Consider the following 18,919-nt stretch of genomic DNA (forward strand, 5'->3'; position numbering starts at 1 on the left):
GGTCACGCCGAGTCGCCTTCGCGCATCGGGATGCGGACGCCGCGCTCGTCGGCGACCGTGTCGGCGATGTCGTAGCCGGCGTCGACGTGGCGGATGACGCCCATGCCGGGGTCGTTGGTCAGGACGCGGCGGATCTTCTCGCCCGCGAGCTTGGTGCCGTCGGCGACCGTGACCTGGCCCGCGTGGATGGAGCGGCCCATGCCGACGCCGCCGCCGTGGTGGATGGAGACCCAGGAGGCGCCGGAGGCCACGTTGACCATGGCGTTGAGCAGCGGCCAGTCGGCGATCGCGTCGGAGCCGTCGAGCATGGCCTCGGTCTCGCGGTACGGGGAGGCCACCGAACCGCAGTCCAGGTGGTCGCGGCCGATGACCAGCGGGGCGGCCAGGGTGCCGTCGGCGACCATCTCGTTGAAGCGCTCGCCGGCCTTGTCGCGCTCGCCGTAGCCGAGCCAGCAGATGCGGGCGGGCAGTCCCTGGAAGTGGACGCGCTCGCCGGCCATCTTGATCCAGCGGTGCAGGGACTCGTTCTCGGGGAAGAGCTCCAGCATCGCCTTGTCGGTCTTGTGGATGTCCGAGGCCTCGCCGGACAGAGCCGCCCAGCGGAAGGGGCCCTTGCCCTCGCAGAACAGGGGGCGGATGTAGGCGGGGACGAAGCCGGGGAAGGCGAAGGCGCGCTCGTAGCCGGCCAGCTGGGCCTCGCCGCGGATGGAGTTGCCGTAGTCGAAGACCTCGGCGCCCGCGTCCATGAAGCCGACCATGGCCTCGACGTGCGTGGCCATCGACTCGCGGGCGCGGGTGGTGAAGCCCGCCGGGTCCTTGGCCGCGTAGTCGGCCATGTCGTCGAAGTCGACGCCGACCGGCAGGTAGGCGAGCGGGTCGTGGGCGGAGGTCTGGTCCGTCACGATGTCGATGGGCGCGCCCTCGGCGAGCATCTGCGGGAGGAGGTCGGCCGCGTTGCCGAGCAGGCCGATGGAGAGCGGCTTGCGGGCGTCGCGGGCCTCGACGGCGAGCTGCAGCGCGTGGCGCAGGTCGTTCGCCTTGACGTCGAGGTAGCGGTGCTCGATGCGGCGGTCGATGGCGCGCGGGTCGACGTCGATGCAGATGGCGACGCCGTCGTTCATCGTCACGGCCAGCGGCTGGGCGCCGCCCATGCCGCCGAGGCCGGCGGTGAGGGTGATGGTGCCGGCCAGGGTCCCGTTGAACTTCTTGGCGGCGACGGCCGCGAAGGTCTCGTAGGTCCCCTGGAGGATGCCCTGGGTGCCGATGTAGATCCACGAACCGGCCGTCATCTGGCCGTACATGGTCAGGCCCAGGTTCTCCAGGCGGCGGAACTCCTCCCAGTTGGCCCAGTCGCCGACCAGGTTGGAGTTCGCGAGCAGGACGCGCGGCGCCCATTCGTGCGTCTGCATGACGCCGACCGGGCGGCCGGACTGGACGAGCATCGTCTCGTCCTGCTTGAGGGTCTGGAGGGTGCGGACCATCGCGTCGTACGAGCGCCAGTCGCGGGCGGCCTTGCCGGTGCCGCCGTAGACGACGAGCTTGTCGGGGTGCTCGGCGACCTCGGGGTCGAGGTTGTTCTGGAGCATCCGCAGCGCGGCCTCCTGCTGCCATCCCAGGGTGCTCAGCTCGGTACCTCGTGCGGCCCGTACGGGGCGGGGTCCTGACATGGCGGTGCCTCCTCCGTTGTTGGTCAATCTATTCACATCTTTACCCCCTGAATAGATTCAGTCAACAGCTGCGGGCGGCCGCGCCGGATGATGGGATGGAGGACATGGCAGCCGACGCACACGCGCACGCCGCCGGGGACGCCGCCGCGGGCTCCGGATCGGGCTCCGCCACGGACTCCGCCACGGACTCCGCCTGGCGACGGGACCTGGCCGTACGGGCCGCCGTGGAGCAGGGCCTGATCGACGAGGACTCGCCCCTCCTCTGCCTGCTCGACACGGCCGGCATCCGCGCCTCCGCCGCCGCCCTGACCAGCGCCTTCGCCCGGGCCCTCGCCCCCGGCACCCCCGTCCTGCACGCCTTCGCCGTCAAGGCGGCCCCGCTCGTGCCGGTGCTGCGGCTGCTCGCCGACGCCGGGCTCGGCTGCGAGGTGGCCAGCCCCGGCGAGCTGGCCCTGGCCCGCGCGGCGGGGATCGCGCCGGAGCACATCGTCCTCGACTCCCCCGCGAAAACGGCCGCCGAACTGCGGGAGGCCCTCGCCCTGGGCGTCGCGGTGAACGCCGACAACCCCCAGGAGCTGGCCCGGCTCGACGCACTCGTCCGGGCGGCGGGCCCCGCACCCATCGCCTCCCCGATCGGCGTACGGATCAACCCGCAGACCGGCGCGGGCAGCATCGACGCCCTCTCCACCGCCACGGCCACCTCGAAGTTCGGCATCGCGCTGCGCGATCCGGGCGCGCGCGAGTGGCTCGTACGGGCGTACCTGGACCGGCCCTGGCTCACCCGGCTGCACACCCACTCCGGGTCCCAGGGAGTACCCCTGGCGCTCATCGCCGAGGGGGTACGGGAGCTGTACGCGCTGGCCGAGGAGATCAACGCTGCGGCCGGGCGGCGGCAGGTCGACACCCTGGACATCGGCGGCGGGCTGCCGGTGAACTTCACCTCCGACACCGCCACCCCCAGCTACGCGGAATACGTGAGCGCCCTGCGCTCGGCCGCCCCCGGGCTCTTCTCGGGGGCGTACGGGCTGGTCACGGAGTTCGGGCGGTCCCTGACGGCCAAGCACGGGCTGGTGCTGACCCGCGTCGAGTACACGAAGACCACCGGCGGGCGGGCGATCGCACTCACGCACGCGGGCGTCCAGCTGGCCACCCGAACGGTGTACGCCCCGGCGGCCTGGCCGCTGCGCATCCTCCCCTACTCCGCGAAGGGGACTCCGCTGACGGGGCCGCTCGTCGTCCAGGACATCGCCGGGCCGGCGTGCTTCGCGGGTGACCTGCTGGCGGCCGCGCGGGAGCTGCCGCTGCTGGCCCCCGGGGACCTGGTGTGCGTGCCCGACACGGGGGCGTACGCCTTCACCGCGCACTACGGGTACAACAGCCTGCCGCGCCCGGCGGTGCACGGCTTCACGGTGGACCCCTCGGGCGGGGTCCGCTTCGCCCTGGCCCGCGCGGCCCAGCCCCTCTCCACGATCCCCGCAGAGGCCGGCGCGGCCACCCCGAACGCCCTCCTCTGACACCCCGGCCGCCGAGCCGGCGCAGCTGAACCACCGCTAGGCCCACTCCACCGGACGGCTACTCCACGAACAGCCCGCGCGCCGCGGCCCGCGCGTCGAAGGCCTCCAGCCGAGCCTGGGCGTCCGGCAGCGCGTCCGCCATCGCCTCCAGCAGCACCCGCCCCAGCAGCATCGGCGCGCACGCCGTGTCGAAGGCCAGGCCGGTGCCGACGGGCGCGGGGATCAGCAGATCGGAGTGGCGGGCCACCGGCGCGAAGGCCGAGTCGGCGACCGTCACCACGGCCAGCCCGGCCCCCCGCGCGTGCTCCAGGGCCTCCGCGACCTCCTTCGGATGGCGGGGCAGCGCGAAGCACAGCAGGGCCGAGGCTCCGGCGCCCGCGGCCGCGTCGATCCGGTCGGCGAGCATCGAGCCGCCCTCGTCGAGCAGCCGTACGTCGGGGTGGACCTTCGCGGCGAAGTACGCGAACCCGCGCGCCTGCGAGGACGCCGCGCGCAGCCCCAGTACGGGCAGCGGGCTCGACCCGGCCAGCAGCCGCCCGGCCTCCCGTACCGGCGCCGGGTCGGCGAGCATCGCGGAGAGCTGCCGCAGGTTCTCGATCTCGCCCTGCACGGCCTGCTGGTACTCGTTGTACGCGTCCTCGTCCCCGCTCCCGGCCCGCTCGGTGGGTGCCACCTCCCGCAGGTGCCGGCGCAGCGCGGGATAGCCGTCGAAGCCCAGCGCCACCGCGAACCGGGTCACCGAGGGCTGACTCACCCCGGCCAGCTCGGCGAGCTCCACGCTCGACAGGAACGGCACCTCCGCCGCCCCGCGCACCATGCAGTGCGCGATGCGCCGCTGGGTCGGCGTCAGCCGGTGCCCCTCGAACAGCTTCTGCAGCCGGGCCGCAGGGCTCTCGCTCATCCCGTTCCCCTCCGTCCCGTCCGCCGGGCGGCCGGGCGGCCGCCAACGGGATATTCAGTCACCGAGCACTCTGCATGCGGTTATGCAGGACGGCAACCCGCGCCCGCGATCCGAGACCCTCCGGGGACCCTGGCGCGGCCTCCCCGCGGCCTTGGCACGGCTCCCCCCGGGACGTGCGCCCGGCCTCCCCCGCACCTCCCCCGCCCCAGGTCAATTCGCTTGACCGCCCGACGACCGGCCCTTGATCCTCAAGGGCGGCCGCGCCGAGATCCACCGGCCAATACCCCCCACATCCAAGCGAATTGGCTGCCCTCCCATGGTGTCCTCGCCCATCTCCGCCCCACCCAGGCCCCGTTCCCGCCTCTGGACCGGGAACTTCGGCCTCTACTTCACCGCCCGCGTCGTCTCGATGCTGGGCGACACGATGATGCCGGTCGCCCTGGCGGTGGCCATGATCTCGCTCGGCTACGGGGTGAGCGGCATCGGGTACGCGCTCGGTGCGTGGATGGGCTCCTTCGCCCTCTTCGTGGTGTTCGGCGGGGTGTTCGCGGACCGCTTCCACCCCCTGCCGCAGATGATCGGCGCGGACGCGGTCCGCTGCGCGGCCCAGGGCTCCTTCGCCCTGTACCTCTGGCTCGGCCACCCGACGCTGTGGTTCGTCATCGGCGGATCGGTGCTCGGCGGCATCGCGACCGCGATGTTCCAGCCGGGCACCGCCGGCCTCGTCCCGCAGGTCTCCGCCGACCCCACCCAGGCCAACGGCGTGCTGCGGGTCAGCGAGGGCGCGTCCACGATGGCCGGTCCGGCCATCGCCGGCGTGCTCGTCGCCACCACCTCGACGGCCTGGGTGTTCGCCATCGACGCGGCCACCTTCGCGATCAGCGGGATCTGCCTGCTGGCGCTGGCGCTGCGGCTGCCGCGCTTCACCTCCGGCCGCCAGGAGTCCACCCTCGCCAACCTCCGGGAGGGCTGGCAGGAGTTCCGCTCCCGGTCCTGGCTGTGGGCGGTCATCCTGATCTGGTGGGTCCTCGGGGTCTGCGTCTGGGGTCCGCTCACCCCGCTCGGCGCGGCCTCGATCATCGCCGAGCACGGCAAGGCGGCCTTCGGGTACGCGGAGGGGGCCTTCGGGGCCGGCTGCGTCCTCGGCGGCCTCGTCGCGATCCGGATCCGCCCGGCCCGCCCGCTGCTCGGCGGGGCCGTCGCGATGTTCGCGTTCCCGATGATGCCGCTGGCGGCGGCCCTGGTCCCCGACCTGCCGCTGCTGATGCTCGGCTACGCGGTCAGCGGCGTGGGCTGGGCGTTCTGGGGCGTCCAGTGGTCCACCACGGTGCAGACCCGGATACCGCGGGACCGGCTCAACCGGGTGACCGCGTACGAGGTCGGCGGCTCGATCCTCGCCATCCCCTTCGGCCAGGTCCTCGCCGGCCCCGCCAGCGCCCTCTTCGGCGTCCGCCCCCTCCTCCTGGCAGGCGCCGCCATCGGCCTCGGCTGCGCCCTCGCCCTCGTCCTCGTACGCCCCGTCCGCACCCTGGTCCGGCGCGATACGGGGGCTAGCCCCAGTGCCGGCGGAGCCGAGGGCTCCCAGAAGCCGCACGGAGTCCCAAGAGGTCAACTTGATCCGGACCCCAAGGACCGGACTCGGAGGTAGGACGCACCACTGGCTGTGGCGCGACCTCCTCCGTCCTGCCACCTAGCCAGTGGCTGGGACGCGTGACTCACGCCCCGCAGCCCACACGGCCTGCCCCTTGCGGGCGACATAGCGGGACGCATTGTCGTCCGCGTGCATGAGGGCCCCGCAGGACCGACAGGCGAACGTCGCTTGATCGACTCGGCTCTTCCGGTCGATGTAACCGCACTCGGAGCACCGTTGACTGGTGTACGCCGGATCGACATACACCTGCGGCACCCCAACCCGCTTCGCCTTGTACTCCAGGAAGCCGGCGAGCTGGTGGAAGCTCCACGCGTGCAGTTGCGGCCGCTGGTCCTTGCGGAGCCGTACCCGGTCACGGATTCCACTCAGGTCTTCGAGTGCGATCCCACAGCCGGTGCGTTCAGCGGTGATGACGATCTTTTTGGCGATGACGTGATTCTGGTTGGCAACGTGCCGCTGCTCTTTGCGACGCCGACGCTTGAGCAGACGCTTGGCGGACTTGGTCCCCTTGGCCTGCAACTTCTGCCGGAGCTCGAGCTGCCGCTTGCGGTAGCGGTTCAGGCCGCGTCCTGCGGCCCGGTAACCGGTCGACGTGGTGGCGATGTTGACGATGCCGAGGTCTACGCCGATGAACCCGTCCGGGTTCCCATCGACCGGAGTCTCGGGGATCTCGCAGACGGCGACCAGGTAGAGCACGCCATCTCGTTCGACCAGATCGGACTCACCCTTGCGGTACTGGCGGAGCATCTTGAACGCGTCGACGGAGCAGGCGAAGCGAACCTTCCTGATGCGCCCGGCGGTAGTCCAAATAGAGACGGTTTGCGCGTCGTACTGCCAGGAAAGGCACCGGTCATCGAACGGGTGGGCCGCCTCCGGGCGGAAAGCGATCGGCTTGCCCTCGGCTTTCGTCCGCCTCTCGCTACCCGGCCTTCCGAGGTTGCCCGCCTTGATGTTCGCCTTCAACGCCACGTAGGCGTCGCGAACTTTCTTGATCGTGTGCTGAGCCGCCTACGCCCCCAGCCCCTGCGCCTTCAACTCCGAGTACGTGTGCTTGCGCAGCTCGTACTCGCGCGGAACACCGCGCTCGAACGCCACGGAAGACACCCAGTTCGCGGCTCGATTGACCGCGCGCAAAGTCTCCGAAAGTACGGGGCCTGGCCAGCCTCCGGCAGTAGCTTCACCTGCACGACCAGCTTCACGAGCGCGACCCCATCATCGCTTTGCGTTACGAATCAGGTCCCATCGACCCCCGGGGCCGTCCGCAGGCCCACCCGGCGCGATACGGGGGCTACCCCCAGTGCCAGTGCGGGCGACAGTTCATAGGGTGCCCCTATGGAGTCCCAAGAGCTAAAGAAGGAACTCTCCGCCACGCTCGACGCCCGGCGGGAGCTGGGGGCGGAGTACGAGGCCGCGCTGGTGGACTCGTTCGTGGAGAAGGTCGACACGCAGGTCCGCCGGCGCCTCGCGGAGGAGCGGCTCTCCGCCGCCCGGGGTACCCACCCGGGTGCGGCCGAGTCCCCGGACGGGAACTTCGGCGAGCGCTTCGGCTTCGCGATCATCACCCTGGTGCTGGCGATCCCGCTCTCCGCGATCGGCGCGGCACAGGCCGGCCTCAGCGGTCTGGTCGTCGCCTGGCTCGGCATCCTGGGCGTCAACTACGTCCACGCGGCGAAGTTCCGCCGGCTCCACCTGGGCGAGCGCCGTCCCGATCCGCTGGACTGACGGTCGGGCAGTAGGGCGGTAGCGCCGGCGGGGCGCTCGTGGGCACGAATATGCGCGGGGACCGCCGCACCCCGGTTTCCCGGGGGCGGGACGACGGCGGTCCCCGCGCAGGACACGGGCCGGGTCAGGGCCGTCCGCGCGTCCGTGGCGTCCAACGCGGTCCGGGAGCCGCTCCGGAGGTGCGTCGACGCCGTTCGTGTTGCCGGCCGGGTCCCGGTTTCCCGGGCTTCCCTGCCGACAACCACCACTGTGCCGGAGCCGTGTTAAGCCGGTGCTGCCGTCACGTGACGGGCCCGTACCGTTTGCGCGTCGTCCGCACTCAGCCGTGTGAACAGCCCCGTGAGCGGCTCCGTGAGCGCTACTTGGCGCCCTTGGCCAGGAACGCCAGCAGGTCCTGACGGCTCACCACACCGGTCGGCTTGCCCTCGACCAGCACGATCGCCGCGTCGGCCTCGCCGAGCACCGCCATCAATTCGGAGACCGGTTCGCCCGAGCCGACCTGCGGCAGCGGCGCGCTCATGTGCTTCTCCAGCGGGTCGCCGAGGGAGGCGCGCTGGGCGAACAGCGCCGCCAGCAGCTCCTTCTCGACCACGGAGCCGATGACCTCGGCCGCCATGACGTCGGGGTGACCGGCGCCCGGCTTGACGATCGGCATCTGCGAGACGCCGTACTCGCGCAGCACCTCGATGGCCTCGCCGACGGTCTCCTCGGGGTGCATGTGGACCAGGGAGGGGATGCCGCCCGCCTTGTCCGCGAGCACGTCGCGGATGCGGGCCGAGGGGCCCGCGTCCTCGAGGAAGCCGTGTCCGGCCATCCACTCGTCGTTGAAGATCTTGCTGATGTAGCCGCGCCCGCTGTCCGGGAGCAGGACGACGACCACGTCGTCCGGGCCGAGGCCCTCGGCCGCCTTCAGCGCGGCGACGACCGCCATGCCGCAGGAGCCGCCGACGAGCAGGCCCTCCTCCTTGGCGAGGCGGCGGGTCATCTGGAAGGAGTCCTTGTCGGACACCGCGATGATCTCGTCGGTCACGGTGGGGTCGTAGGCGGTGGGCCAGAAGTCCTCGCCGACGCCCTCGACGAGGTACGGGCGGCCCGAGCCGCCGGAGTAGACCGAGCCCTCGGGGTCCGCGCCGATGACCTTCACGCTGCCGCCGGAGGCCTCCTTGAGGTACCGGCCGGTGCCCGAGATCGTGCCGCCCGTGCCGACGCCGGCGACGAAGTGGGTGATCTTCCCGGCCGTCTGCTCCCAGAGCTCGGGACCGGTGGTCTCGTAGTGCGAGCGCGAGTTGTTCGGGTTGCTGTACTGGTCGGGCTTCCAGGCGCCCGGGGTCTCGCGCACGAGGCGGTCGGACACGTTGTAGTACGAGTCCGGGTGCTCGGGGTCGACGGCGGTCGGGCAGACCACGACCTCGGCGCCGTACGCGCGCATGACGTTGATCTTGTCCATCGAGACCTTGTCAGGGCAGACGAAGATGCACTTGTAACCCTTCTGCTGGGCCACGATGGCGAGTCCTACACCCGTGTTGCCGCTCGTGGGCTCCACGATGGTGCCGCCGGGCTTGAGTGCTCCGCTCTGTTCGGCGGCCTCGATCATCCGCACGGCGATCCGGTCCTTCACGGATCCGCCGGGATTGAAGTACTCGACCTTGGCCAGGACGGTGGCCTGGAGGCCTTCGGACACACGGTTGAGCTTCACCAGCGGGGTATTGCCGACGAGGCTGATCATCGAGTCGTGGAATTGCACCATGTTCTCCAAGGAGGGGACTCCACGGGTTCTCCGGGAGGCACCGCCAGACTATGCGGAAAGGGATTGGCCGACCGGCCGTACGGGGCAGGTAGGTCAACAGGACGGCGGGGTCTGCAGGGACGGCACAGGGATCCGGCCAAGGACCGAGAAGGTGGCTTGAAGGGTGTCCAGGGCGAGGACGGCCCGCCGCATCGCGGCGGGGGCGGCGTACGGCGGTGGCGGGCTCGGGCTCGTCGGAGCCGCCGCGGTCGGGCTGGTAGTGGCGGAGATGCAGTTCGCGAAGCGCACGGTCGGCACCGGTTTGCCGGATCCGCCGCGCGCGGACGGGCTGTACGGGAGCGAATTCGGCGGCCCCGAGCTGAGTCCGGGCCCGCTGCGGTTCGGCGTGCTGGGCGATTCCACGGCCGCCGGACTGGGGGTGCGGCGGGCCAGACAGACTCCGGGCGCCCTGCTGGCCTCGGGGCTGGCGGCGGTGGCCGAGCGGCCGGTGGAGCTGCGCAACGTGGCGCTCTCGGGTGCCATGTCGGACGACCTGGACCGCCAGACGGGGCTGCTGCTGGACGGTGACGGCCCGCCCCCCGACGTGTGCGTGATCATGATCGGCGCCAATGACGTGACCCGCCGGATGCCGCCCACCCAGTCGGTGCGGCTGCTGACCGCGGCCGTACGCCGGCTGCGGCTGGCGGGCTCCGAGGTGGTGGTCGGCACCTGTCCGGACCTGGGCACCATCGAGCCGGTGTACCAGCCGCTGCGGTGGCTGGCCCGCAGGGTCTCGCGCCAGCTGGCGGCCGCCCAGACGATCGGGGTGCTCGCGCTGGGCGCCCGTACCGTCTCCATCGGCGACCTGATGGGGACGGAGTTCGCGGCGAACCCCCGCGAGATGTTCGGACCGGACTCCTACCACCCGTCGGCGGAGGGGTACGCCACCGCGGCGATGGCCATACTGCCGACCCTGTGCGCGGCCCTGGGCGTCTGGCCCGAATCGGACCGGCTGGACGTCTCGCGCAACGAGGACATGCTCCCGCTGGCCAAGGCCGCCTCGGCGGCGGCGGGGCAGGCCGGCACGGAGGTGACCGGGGCCCGCGGCGCGTGGGCCCTGCTCAAGTACCGGCGCAGGCGCCGGGTGCCGGGCGAGGAGCTCGCGGAGGAGATCGGAGGCGCCGCCGCACCGGCCGCCACGTCGGGCGGCACGTCGGGCGGCCCGGCGGGGGCGTCCAGAGCGACCGGAGTCACATCGCATGGACAGTGACCTCGACGGTACGGGGCGGTAACTTCGCATGCGGTCCCGGTACGACACCACCTCCCTTGGAGCCCCGATGCCCGAAGCCGTCATCGTTTCCACCGCCCGTTCGCCGATCGGGCGCGCCTTCAAGGGATCCCTCAAGGACGTCCGCCCGGACGATCTGACGGCCACGGTCATCCAGGCCGCCCTCGCCAAGGTCCCCGGGCTGGACCCGCGCGAGATCGACGACCTGATGCTGGGCTGCGGTCTCCCGGGCGGCGAGCAGGGCCACAACCTCGGCCGGATCGTCGCGGTGCAGATGGGCATGGACCACCTGCCGGCCACCACGATCACCCGCTACTGCGCCTCCTCGCTCCAGACCTCCCGGATGGCGCTGCACGCCATCAAGGCGGGCGAGGGCGACGTCTTCATCTCCGCGGGCGTCGAGATGGTCTCCCGGTCCGTGAACGGCTCCTCCGACGGCATCCCGGGCACGCACAACCCGCTCTTCGCCGAGTCCGAGGCCCGCACCAAGGAGGTCGCCGAGTCCACGGGCTCCTCCTGGCACGACCCGCGCGAGGACGGCCGCACCCCCGACGCGTACATCGGGATGGGGCAGACCGCGGAGAACCTGGCCCGGCTCAAGGGCGTGACCCGCGCCGACATGGACGAGTTCGGCGTGCGCTCGCAGAACCTGGCCGAGGAAGCCATCAAGAACGGCTTCTGGGCCCGCGAGATCACCCCGGTCACCACCCCGGACGGCACGGTCGTCTCGCAGGACGACGGCCCGCGCGCCGGGGTCACCCTGGAGGCCGTCCAGGGCCTCAAGCCCGTCTTCCGCCCCGACGGCCTGATCACGGCCGGCAACTGCTGCCCGCTGAACGACGGCGCCGCGGCGCTGGTCGTCATGAGCGACACCAAGGCGCGCGAGCTGGGCCTGACCCCGCTGGCCCGGATCGTCTCCACCGGTGTCACCGGCCTCTCCCCCGAGATCATGGGCCTGGGCCCGGTCGAGGCCTCCAAGCAGGCGCTGAAGCGGGCGGGCCTGACCGTCGGCGACATCGACCTGTTCGAGATCAACGAGGCCTTCGCGGCCCAGGTGATCCCCTCCTACCGGGACCTGGAGATCCCGCTGGAGAAGCTGAACGTCAACGGCGGGGCCATCGCCATCGGTCACCCGTTCGGGATGACCGGCGCGCGCATCACGGGCACGCTGATCAACAGCCTGCAGTTCCACGACAAGCAGTTCGGCCTCGAAACCATGTGCGTCGGCGGCGGTCAGGGCATGGCCATGATCATCGAGCGTCTCAGCTAGTCCGGAGCGGGCGGGGCCGTCGGGATCAAGAGCCGAGGCCAGACGCCGTAAGGGATCCGCCTTGATCCCATACGCCGTACTGACATCGAATCTAATCCTGTCGCGGCCATTCTGTGACCAAATGTCCCCCAGGATGTGACCTTAGTCCTGGGGGATCATTGTTTTCGCAGGTCAGGCCGTTTCTCGGCGGGGAGATCGGGACGAAAGGCCTGTCCAATTCATGACGTAATGCACTGCTGCCCATTCCCAGGACGGGACAAGCTGATGTAGGAAGTCGGGGGATCGAATCAATCAGGAGTTAGTCAGTGAGCGCCATGTCTCTTGCCCTACTGCTGACCACGGCCGCTGCCACGGCCGTCGGCGCTGCTGCGCTGCACGCCGTCCACGGCCTGCGCAAGCAGGTCACCGCACTGCGCGGTGAGCTGACGGCTTCGCACCCCCGTGGTGTCACCGTCCCGCACGCCCGCAGCGCCGTGGAGTCCCCCGCCGCCGAGATACGAGCCGCCGTCGCCGAGGCCCTGGCCGAGGAGCGCGAGCGCGAGCTCGCCGAGGCGCGTGCCTTCTGGGCCGCTCAGGAGGCCCGTGACGCCGCCGACGCCCCCTCGCTGCTGGGCGGCCTGTCCGGCCTCGGCGAGGAGAGCCCCGTCTTCCTGCCCCGGCAGGCGGACATGGTGGGTCTGGAGCCGCTCCTGGGCGACGACGCCGAGGACTACCAGGGTTACCCGGAGGACTCGGCCGAGCTGGCCGCCGCCCGCCGGCGCCACCCCTCGCACCCCGACTTCGTCCCCGTGCAGGCCTCGCACCCCGGCGCCGACCACGAGCGCACGGTCAACCGCCTGGAGGAGCTCGCGGAGGCCCGTACGGCCCTCGCGGACGTCCGCCCCGGCCCGCTGGGCACCCTGGACGTGTACGTCTTCACCGACGGCACCACGCTCTGCATGACCCCGGGCCACCGGGAGACCGCCGAGCGGCTCGCCGACGCCCTGCGCTCGGGCAGCGCACCGGTCCTGCTGGGCGGCTCGGGCATCTCCGGCGCCTACGCCCTGACCTTCTCCTGCGGCGACTCCGAGGATCCGGACGGCAACGTCTACATCCTCGCCGACCGCGTCATCGCATCGCTCTGAGGCAGCGCGGCTCCCCGAGTCACCGCAGCGCCCCGGCTTCCGCCTGATCCACCAGTCGAACGGCCTCGTCCAGCATCTCGGACGGGGCCTTCGCCGCATCCGGACCCGGTCCCGCCGCGGTGCCCGCCACCGGGCCCGCCGCCGCGGCGTGCAGGGCCTCCGCGAGGTCCAGCCCCGCCACGGCCAGCTGGTCGCCGACGACGAAGATCCCGGCGTCCGGCATCGTCCGCGCCGGAGCCGCCCCCGTGCCGTCCCCGGCGGCCGTACCGTCCGCGGAGGCCGCCTCCAGCCGCTGCGCCCGCAGCGAGAGCTCCCGGGCCAGGTCCAGCGCCACCTGGGCGGCACCCTGCTGGAGGCGGCTCTGCGGAGCCGCCCGCAGCCGGTCGGCGAAACGTTCCACAGCGGCGGTCAGGGGTGAGGTATCGAGCACCCGGCCGACCTTACGCGCCGCCCCGGCGCCATTGCCAACGGCCGAACTCTCCGGCACGGTGGCGTGAAGAGAACAGCACAGCAAGGCGATACCTCCGGAGGCGCCCATGTCCGTAGAGTTCTCCGAGCAGACGCACCGCAACATGATCGACAGAATCCCCCAGACCACCGGTCGTGAGCTCTCCGACTGGCTCAGGGCCGTGGACGACGGCCCCTCCCTCGTCCGGTTCGAAGAGAAGGTCAGCTGGCTGCTCGGCGCGCACGAGCTGTCGTACGGCCAGGCCAAGGCGATCATCCACGAGTACGACCTGCGCAGGGCCGCCCGCAAGTTCGGCTGAGCCGGCCCCTGCCCCCGTCCACAGCCCCCGACTCCCGATCACCCGATCCGCTGACCCCCGACATGCGGGAAGGCCCCGCGAGCGTGTGCTCGCGGGGCCTTCCTCTGCTCAAAGCGGGGTACCGGTACTAGTCGCCCTTGAGGATGGAGATCAGGCGCAGCATCTCCATGTAGATCCACACCAGGGTCATGGTGAGGCCGAAGGCCGCCAGCCAGGACTCCTCGCGGGGGGCGCCGTAGGCCACGCCGTCCTCGACCATCTTGAAGTCCATGGCGAGGAAGGCGGCACCGAGCAGGATGCCGATGACACCGAAGAGGATGCCGAGGCCGCCGCTGCGGAAGCCGAGGCCGTCGCCGCCCGCGAAGACGGAGAACAGCAGGTTGACGACCATCAGGAGCATGAAGCCCATGGCGGCGGCCATCACGAAGCCGACGAAGCGCCGGTTCACCCTGATCCAGCGCATCTTGTACGCGAACAGCACGCCGGCGAAGACGCACATCGTGCCCATGACGGCCTGGACGACGGTACCGGGACTGATGTAGGTGCTCACGGCCGAGCTGATGACGCCGAGGAAGACACCCTCGAACGCCGCGTAGGCCAGGATCAGCGCCGGGACCGGCTTGGCCTTGAACGACTGGATCATCGCGAAGACGAACGCGATGAGCGCGGCGCCGATGGCGATGCCGTACGACTTGTTGATGTTGGCCGGGTCGACCGGAAGAACGATCCAGGAGATCGCCGCCGTCAGGATGACCGTGCCGAGCGTCAGAGCCGTACGGCTCACGACGTCGTCGATGGTCATCGCGTTGCCGCGGACCGGCGCCTGCGGCATACCCGTGGCCGGGTCGGTCGCGTAGGGGTTGGTCGCGTACGGGTTGGTGGCGGTCCCGGCCTGGGCCTGGGGCTGCTGCGTGCCGAAGCCCGCATAAGCACCGTTGTCGCGGCTGAACCCCCGTCGCGAGAAGACCGGGTTGCTGCTCCTCATCTCACTCCTCCATGGCCACCGTGCGCGGCCTTGGAGTCAAGAGTAATGCGAACGCAAAGAAATCGCCCTACTGCTGGAGGAGGATCTTTCCCCGCTGGTACGGGCCCGCCGGGCGGGACGGGCGGGGGTACGCGTGTGCCCCCGCCCTCCACACGTTCCGGCCTGAAACGGAACGTCATCGTGCCCGAAGCCGGACTTGAACCGGCACGGCCCGAGGGCCAGCGAGGTTTAAGCTCGCCGTGTCTGCATTCCACCATCCGGGCAGGGCGTAGCGGCCCCGTAGGAAAAGCCTTGAACGCTGCGCCGAGCCTATCCGGAACACTTGCGCCCTCACCTGGGCGTCTCGCCGATGTTGTCTGATTTTATTGGCGCTTGATGCCCCGTCAGGGGACAGAAGCCACGGTCGGCACGTTCCGGGCGTCGATCATGGCCGCCACGGGATTGACGGGATTTCGATGGCCCGCGCCACCCCGCACGCCACCCCGTGCGCCACCCCCTCGGCCCGGCCCTGTTTCCGCTCCCGTTCCACCTCCGGCTCCGCCCCCGCCGCGGCCTCCGCTCCGGCCTCCGCCTCGGGCTTCGCCGCCCGACTCCGGGGCGGCCGGGGCCGGTGGGCCGACGGCCTCCCCGTACGTCCCTCCGGGCTGCCGTCATACCAAAGGAGGAGACGCGGCCCTCCGTGGTCAGCCTCCAGTGGACCGGAGAAGGGGCATCACGGCTGATCCGGAACGGGGGTGGGCGCCACGACGATGGAAGGGTCCCGCCAGCCGCGGACCGTGAGCCCGGTCCGCCCGCCCCGCCCCTGACAGGAGCAGCCCCCGTGACCACCATGAACTACGCCCCGCACACCACCCAGGCCGTCGCCGCGCGCGCCACCGGCCTCTCCAAGGTGTACGGCCAGGGCGAGACCCAGGTGGTCGCTCTGGACAACGTCTCCGTGGACTTCGCACAGGGCCAGTTCACCGCGATCATGGGCCCCTCCGGCTCCGGCAAGTCCACGCTGATGCACTGCGTCGCCGGCCTGGACACCTTCTCCGCCGGATCCGTCCGCATCGGCGAGACCGAGCTGTCCACCCTGAAGGACAAGCAGCTCACGCAGTTGCGCCGGGACAAGATCGGCTTCATCTTCCAGGCCTTCAACCTGCTGCCGACCCTGACGGCCCTGGAGAACATCACGCTCCCCATGGACATCGCCGGCCGCAAGCCCGACAAGCAGTGGCTGGACTCGGTCATCACCATGGTCGGCCTCTCCGACCGCCTCTCGCACCGCCCCACCCAGCTCTCCGGCGGCCAGCAGCAGCGCGTGGCCGTGGCCCGCGCCCTGGCCTCCCGCCCCGAGATCATCTTCGGTGACGAGCCCACCGGAAACCTCGACTCGCGCTCCGGCGCCGAGGTCCTCGGCTTCCTGCGCAACTCCGTGCGCGAGCTCGGCCAGACCGTCGTCATGGTCACCCACGACCCGGTGGCCGCCTCCTACGCGGACCGCGTCATCTTCCTCGCCGACGGCCGCATCGTCGACGAGATGATCCAGCCCACCGCGGACGGCGTGCTCGACCGCATGAAGGCCTTCGACGCCAAGGGCCGCACCAGCTGAGGGACGCCCCTCGCCCCCCGTCCCCGCTGACCCCTTAGACCTGGACTCCTCCACCATGTTCCGTACCGCTTTGCGCAACGTGCTCGCGCACAAGGCCCGGCTGCTGATGACGGTGCTCGCCGTCGTCCTCGGCGTCGCCTTCGTCTCCGGCACGCTCGTCTTCACCGACACCGTCGGCAAGGCGATGTCGAACCAGTCCGCCAAGAGCTTCGACGGCGTGGCCGTCTCGGTCACCTCCTACGGCCCCTCCCGCAACGACGAGGGCGTCAAGGAGGGCGAGCCGGGCATCAGCCAGCGGTCCCTCGACAAGGTCAAGGCGCTGAGCGGCGTCGACAGCGCCTCCGGCCGCGTCCACGGCTTCGCCGCCGTGGGCGACCAGGACGGAAAGCTGATCGGCAACGGCTGGTCCAACACCGGCGCCAACTTCGTCCCCCTCAAGGACGGCAAGGACCCCCGCTACGCCTTCACCGAGGGCAACGGCCCGGCCGGGGCCGGCGAGATCGCCCTCGACAAGGAGACGGCCAAGCGCGGCAAGTACAAGGTGGGCGACAAGGTCCGGGTGGCCGACAACGGCCCGGCCAAGGAGTACACGCTCGCCGGCGTCTTCACCACCGAGGACGGCGCGGTCAACGCGGGCGGCTCGCTCGTCCTGTTCGACACCCCGACCGCCCAGCAGCTCTACCTGCAGCCCGGCTACTACGACGAGCTCGCGGTCAGCGCCAAGGCCGGCGCCTCCGCCGACCGGCTGCTCACCGAGATCAAGCCGATCGTCGGCAAGGACGCCAAGGCCCAGACCGGCGCGCAGCTCGCCGCCGAGCAGGCCAAGGACATCGAGGCCGGCATGGGCAGCATGAACCAGATGCTGCTGACCTTCGCGCTGATCTCGCTCTTCGTCGGCATCTTCCTGATCTACAACACCTTCACCATGCTGGTCGCCCAGCGCACGAAGGAGCTGGCCCTGCTGCGCGCCGTCGGCGCCAACCGCGGCCAGGTCAAGCGCTCGGTCCTGGCCGAGGCCCTGGTCGTCGGCGTGATCTCCTCCGCCATCGGCCTGATCGCCGGCGTCGGACTCGCCGTCGGCATGCGCTCCGCGATGAACGCCTTCGACGTCAAGATCCCGGCCGGTCCGCTGGTCGTCGCCCCGGCCACCATCGCCGCGGCGATCGGCATCGGCATCGTCGTCACGATGCTCGCCGCCTGGCTGCCCGCGCGCCGTACGGCCAAGATCTCCCCGGTCGCCGCCATGGGCAGCGCCCACCTGCCGGCCTCCGCCAAGTCCCTGGTGCTGCGCAACAGCATCGGCGGCGCCGTCACCCTGCTCGGTCTGCTGGGCATCCTCGGCGGCGCGATGACGGGCAAGGAGGGCAAGATGCTCATCGGCGCCGGCGCCTTCCTCACCATGATCGGCATCATCATCCTGCTGCCGGCCCTCTCCCGCCCGGTCATCGCGGCGGTCCGCCCGCTGCTGGAGAAGGTCTTCGGCGTCGCCGGCAAGCTGGCCGCGCAGAACGCGGTCCGCAACCCGCGCCGCACCGCCGTCACCGCCGCCTCGCTGGCCATCGGCCTGACCCTGGTGACCGCCCTGTCCGTACTCGGCATCACGATGGGCAAGGCCATCGACCGGATGACCACGGACAACCTCAGGGCCGACTACACGGTCTCCATGGGCCAGAGCTTCGGCAGCCTGGACGCCTCCGTGATCCCGGCCCTGGAGAAGGCCCCGGGCGTCACGGCGGTCTCCCCGCAGCAGGCCGGTGACTTCCGGGTCGGCGACGGCGACTCCTACCGTTCCGTCTCCGGGGTCAACCCGGCGACCATCGGCAAGCTCCTCAACTTCGACGTGCTCAGCGGGCAGCTCACCAGCCTCGCGAAGGGCGAGGTGGCGGTCGCCGAGAAGACCGCGAAGGAGGAGGGCCTGTCGGTCGGCTCCACCCTGAAGGTCACCTTCCTGGACAACAAGAAGGCGAACCTGAAGGTCGGCGCGGTCTACAAGGACATGGAGGGCATGCTCTCCCCCTACGTGATCGACTCCGGCATCCTCGACAAGCACAGCGAGAAGCCGTACCTGCGCGAGGTCCTCGTCAAGATGGACGGCGGCCCCTCGGCCAAGGGCGAGCAGGCCCTCGTCGACGCCCTCGGCAAGAACCCGGCGATCACCTTCGCCACCCAGCAGGACATCCGCAACGAGATGGGCGGCATGATCAACACCGCCCTGAACATCATGTACGGCCTGCTCGCCATGGCGCTGATCATCTCGGTCCTCGGTGTCGTCAACACCCTGGCGATGTCCGTGTACGAGCGGACGCAGGAGATCGGCATGCTGCGGGCCATCGGCCTGGACCGCGGCCGGGTCAAGAACATGATCCGGCTGGAAGCCATCGTGATCTCGCTCTTCGGCGCGGTCATCGGCGTGGCCCTCGGCACCTTCATCGCCTGGGCCGTCGGCGAGACCATCAAGGGCTCGATCCCGAGCTACGCCCTGGTGATCCCCTTCGACCGGATCGCGATCTTCATGCTGCTGGCCGGCATCGTGGGCGCCCTGGCGGCCATGTGGCCCGCCCGCAGCGCGGCCCGGCTGAACATGCTGACCGCGATCAAGACGGAGTAGCCGGAGCAGCCGTACGAGCGCCTGCGTACGAGCGCCTCCTTACGAAGCCGCAGGGCCCCGCGACATCCCGTCGCGGGGCCCTGCGGCGTTCCCTCACCCGGT

At 71.1% G+C, this 18,919-nt stretch carries 15 protein-coding genes and 1 tRNA gene; 9 read left to right on the forward strand and 7 right to left on the reverse strand.

Going from position 1 to position 18,919, the window contains the following annotated elements; translation table 11 throughout:
- Positions 1 to 2: 2 nt before the first annotated feature.
- A complete protein-coding gene (gene hutU, locus OG247_RS17100) occupies positions 3 to 1,667 on the reverse strand; it encodes a urocanate hydratase (protein ID WP_327253065.1) in 1,665 nt (554 codons plus the stop codon).
- A gap of 104 nt (positions 1,668 to 1,771) precedes the next feature.
- On the opposite strand from hutU, the gene OG247_RS17105 reads away from it, so the two are divergent.
- Positions 1,772 to 3,181 carry a diaminopimelate decarboxylase gene (locus OG247_RS17105; protein ID WP_327253066.1) on the forward strand — a complete coding sequence of 470 codons (1,410 nt, stop codon included), beginning with the start codon at positions 1,772 to 1,774 and terminating at the stop codon, positions 3,179 to 3,181.
- A gap of 58 nt (positions 3,182 to 3,239) precedes the next feature.
- Here the strand turns inward: OG247_RS17105 and OG247_RS17110 are convergent, their stop codons facing one another.
- On the reverse strand, positions 3,240 to 4,082 hold the full coding sequence (locus OG247_RS17110) for a MurR/RpiR family transcriptional regulator (protein ID WP_327253067.1): 843 nt from the start codon (positions 4,080 to 4,082) through the stop codon (positions 3,240 to 3,242).
- Positions 4,083 to 4,398: 316 nt separating this feature from the next.
- Here OG247_RS17110 and OG247_RS17115 point away from each other — a divergent pair, with 316 nt between their 5' ends.
- A complete protein-coding gene (locus tag OG247_RS17115) occupies positions 4,399 to 5,730 on the forward strand; it encodes an MFS transporter (RefSeq protein ID WP_327253068.1) in 1,332 nt (443 codons plus the stop codon).
- Positions 5,731 to 5,772: 42 nt separating this feature from the next.
- Here the strand turns inward: OG247_RS17115 and OG247_RS17120 are convergent, their stop codons facing one another.
- Complete coding sequence (locus tag OG247_RS17120; protein ID WP_442813312.1) at positions 5,773 to 6,702, reverse strand: RNA-guided endonuclease InsQ/TnpB family protein; 930 nt, start codon at positions 6,700 to 6,702, stop codon at positions 5,773 to 5,775.
- Between the two features lie 363 nt (positions 6,703 to 7,065).
- On the opposite strand from OG247_RS17120, the gene OG247_RS17125 reads away from it, so the two are divergent.
- Complete coding sequence (locus tag OG247_RS17125) at positions 7,066 to 7,455, forward strand: hypothetical protein (protein ID WP_327253069.1); 390 nt, start codon at positions 7,066 to 7,068, stop codon at positions 7,453 to 7,455.
- Positions 7,456 to 7,813: 358 nt separating this feature from the next.
- On the opposite strand, the gene OG247_RS17130 is transcribed toward OG247_RS17125, so the two are convergent.
- On the reverse strand, positions 7,814 to 9,199 hold the full coding sequence (locus OG247_RS17130; protein ID WP_327257502.1) for a cystathionine beta-synthase: 1,386 nt from the start codon (positions 9,197 to 9,199) through the stop codon (positions 7,814 to 7,816).
- Positions 9,200 to 9,365: 166 nt separating this feature from the next.
- On the opposite strand from OG247_RS17130, the gene OG247_RS17135 reads away from it, so the two are divergent.
- The 3 genes from OG247_RS17135 to OG247_RS17145 all read left to right on the forward strand — a co-directional run bounded on the left by OG247_RS17135 (position 9,366) and on the right by OG247_RS17145 (position 12,863).
- Positions 9,366 to 10,451 carry an SGNH/GDSL hydrolase family protein gene (locus tag OG247_RS17135; RefSeq protein ID WP_327253070.1) on the forward strand — a complete coding sequence of 362 codons (1,086 nt, stop codon included), beginning with the start codon at positions 9,366 to 9,368 and terminating at the stop codon, positions 10,449 to 10,451.
- Positions 10,452 to 10,518: 67 nt separating this feature from the next.
- Positions 10,519 to 11,739, forward strand: a complete 1,221-nt coding sequence (locus tag OG247_RS17140) for an acetyl-CoA C-acetyltransferase (RefSeq protein WP_266878111.1) — start codon at positions 10,519 to 10,521, stop codon at positions 11,737 to 11,739.
- A 314-nt stretch (positions 11,740 to 12,053) separates the two neighbouring features.
- Positions 12,054 to 12,863: a hypothetical protein gene (locus tag OG247_RS17145; RefSeq protein WP_327257503.1), complete on the forward strand. Its 810-nt coding sequence runs from the start codon at positions 12,054 to 12,056 to the stop codon at positions 12,861 to 12,863.
- Positions 12,864 to 12,882: 19 nt separating this feature from the next.
- Here the strand turns inward: OG247_RS17145 and OG247_RS17150 are convergent, their stop codons facing one another.
- Positions 12,883 to 13,293, reverse strand: a complete 411-nt coding sequence (locus OG247_RS17150) for a hypothetical protein (RefSeq protein WP_327253071.1) — start codon at positions 13,291 to 13,293, stop codon at positions 12,883 to 12,885.
- Positions 13,294 to 13,399: 106 nt separating this feature from the next.
- On the opposite strand from OG247_RS17150, the gene OG247_RS17155 reads away from it, so the two are divergent.
- A complete protein-coding gene (locus tag OG247_RS17155) occupies positions 13,400 to 13,630 on the forward strand; it encodes a DUF4287 domain-containing protein (protein ID WP_250736957.1) in 231 nt (76 codons plus the stop codon).
- Positions 13,631 to 13,757: 127 nt separating this feature from the next.
- Here the strand turns inward: OG247_RS17155 and OG247_RS17160 are convergent, their stop codons facing one another.
- Both OG247_RS17160 and OG247_RS17165 read right to left on the reverse strand, forming a co-directional pair.
- Positions 13,758 to 14,615, reverse strand: a complete 858-nt coding sequence (locus OG247_RS17160; protein ID WP_327253072.1) for a Bax inhibitor-1/YccA family protein — start codon at positions 14,613 to 14,615, stop codon at positions 13,758 to 13,760.
- 181 nt (positions 14,616 to 14,796) lie between these two features.
- Positions 14,797 to 14,878 (reverse strand) — tRNA-Leu (locus tag OG247_RS17165).
- 566 nt (positions 14,879 to 15,444) lie between these two features.
- Between OG247_RS17165 and OG247_RS17170 the strand changes: the two genes are divergently transcribed.
- Both OG247_RS17170 and OG247_RS17175 read left to right on the forward strand, forming a co-directional pair.
- Positions 15,445 to 16,209 (forward strand): ABC transporter ATP-binding protein, encoded by a 765-nt coding sequence (locus OG247_RS17170; RefSeq protein WP_327257504.1) that lies wholly within the window; start codon positions 15,445 to 15,447, stop codon positions 16,207 to 16,209.
- A 55-nt stretch (positions 16,210 to 16,264) separates the two neighbouring features.
- Positions 16,265 to 18,817, forward strand: coding sequence for an ABC transporter permease (locus OG247_RS17175; RefSeq protein WP_327253073.1), 2,553 nt, complete (start codon positions 16,265 to 16,267; stop codon positions 18,815 to 18,817).
- Positions 18,818 to 18,919 lie beyond the last annotated feature (102 nt).

Origin of the sequence: Streptomyces sp. NBC_01244 (assembly GCF_035987325.1) — a bacterium.
Taxonomy (GTDB): Bacteria; Actinomycetota; Actinomycetes; order Streptomycetales; family Streptomycetaceae; genus Streptomyces.

Coding starts and splice junctions, on each gene's coding strand:
- OG247_RS17155 (WP_250736957.1), top strand. CDS start 13,400: ATGTCCGTAGAGTTCTCCGAGCAGACGCACCGCAACATGATCGACAGA.
- OG247_RS17175 (WP_327253073.1), top strand. CDS start 16,265: ATGTTCCGTACCGCTTTGCGCAACGTGCTCGCGCACAAGGCCCGGCTG.
- OG247_RS17115 (WP_327253068.1), top strand. CDS start 4,399: ATGGTGTCCTCGCCCATCTCCGCCCCACCCAGGCCCCGTTCCCGCCTC.
- OG247_RS17105 (WP_327253066.1), top strand. CDS start 1,772: ATGGCAGCCGACGCACACGCGCACGCCGCCGGGGACGCCGCCGCGGGC.
- OG247_RS17145 (WP_327257503.1), top strand. CDS start 12,054: ATGTCTCTTGCCCTACTGCTGACCACGGCCGCTGCCACGGCCGTCGGC.
- OG247_RS17125 (WP_327253069.1), top strand. CDS start 7,066: ATGGAGTCCCAAGAGCTAAAGAAGGAACTCTCCGCCACGCTCGACGCC.
- OG247_RS17140 (WP_266878111.1), top strand. CDS start 10,519: ATGCCCGAAGCCGTCATCGTTTCCACCGCCCGTTCGCCGATCGGGCGC.
- OG247_RS17160 (WP_327253072.1), bottom strand. CDS start 14,615: ATGAGGAGCAGCAACCCGGTCTTCTCGCGACGGGGGTTCAGCCGCGAC.
- OG247_RS17170 (WP_327257504.1), top strand. CDS start 15,445: ATGAACTACGCCCCGCACACCACCCAGGCCGTCGCCGCGCGCGCCACC.
- hutU (WP_327253065.1), bottom strand. CDS start 1,667: ATGTCAGGACCCCGCCCCGTACGGGCCGCACGAGGTACCGAGCTGAGC.
- OG247_RS17110 (WP_327253067.1), bottom strand. CDS start 4,082: ATGAGCGAGAGCCCTGCGGCCCGGCTGCAGAAGCTGTTCGAGGGGCAC.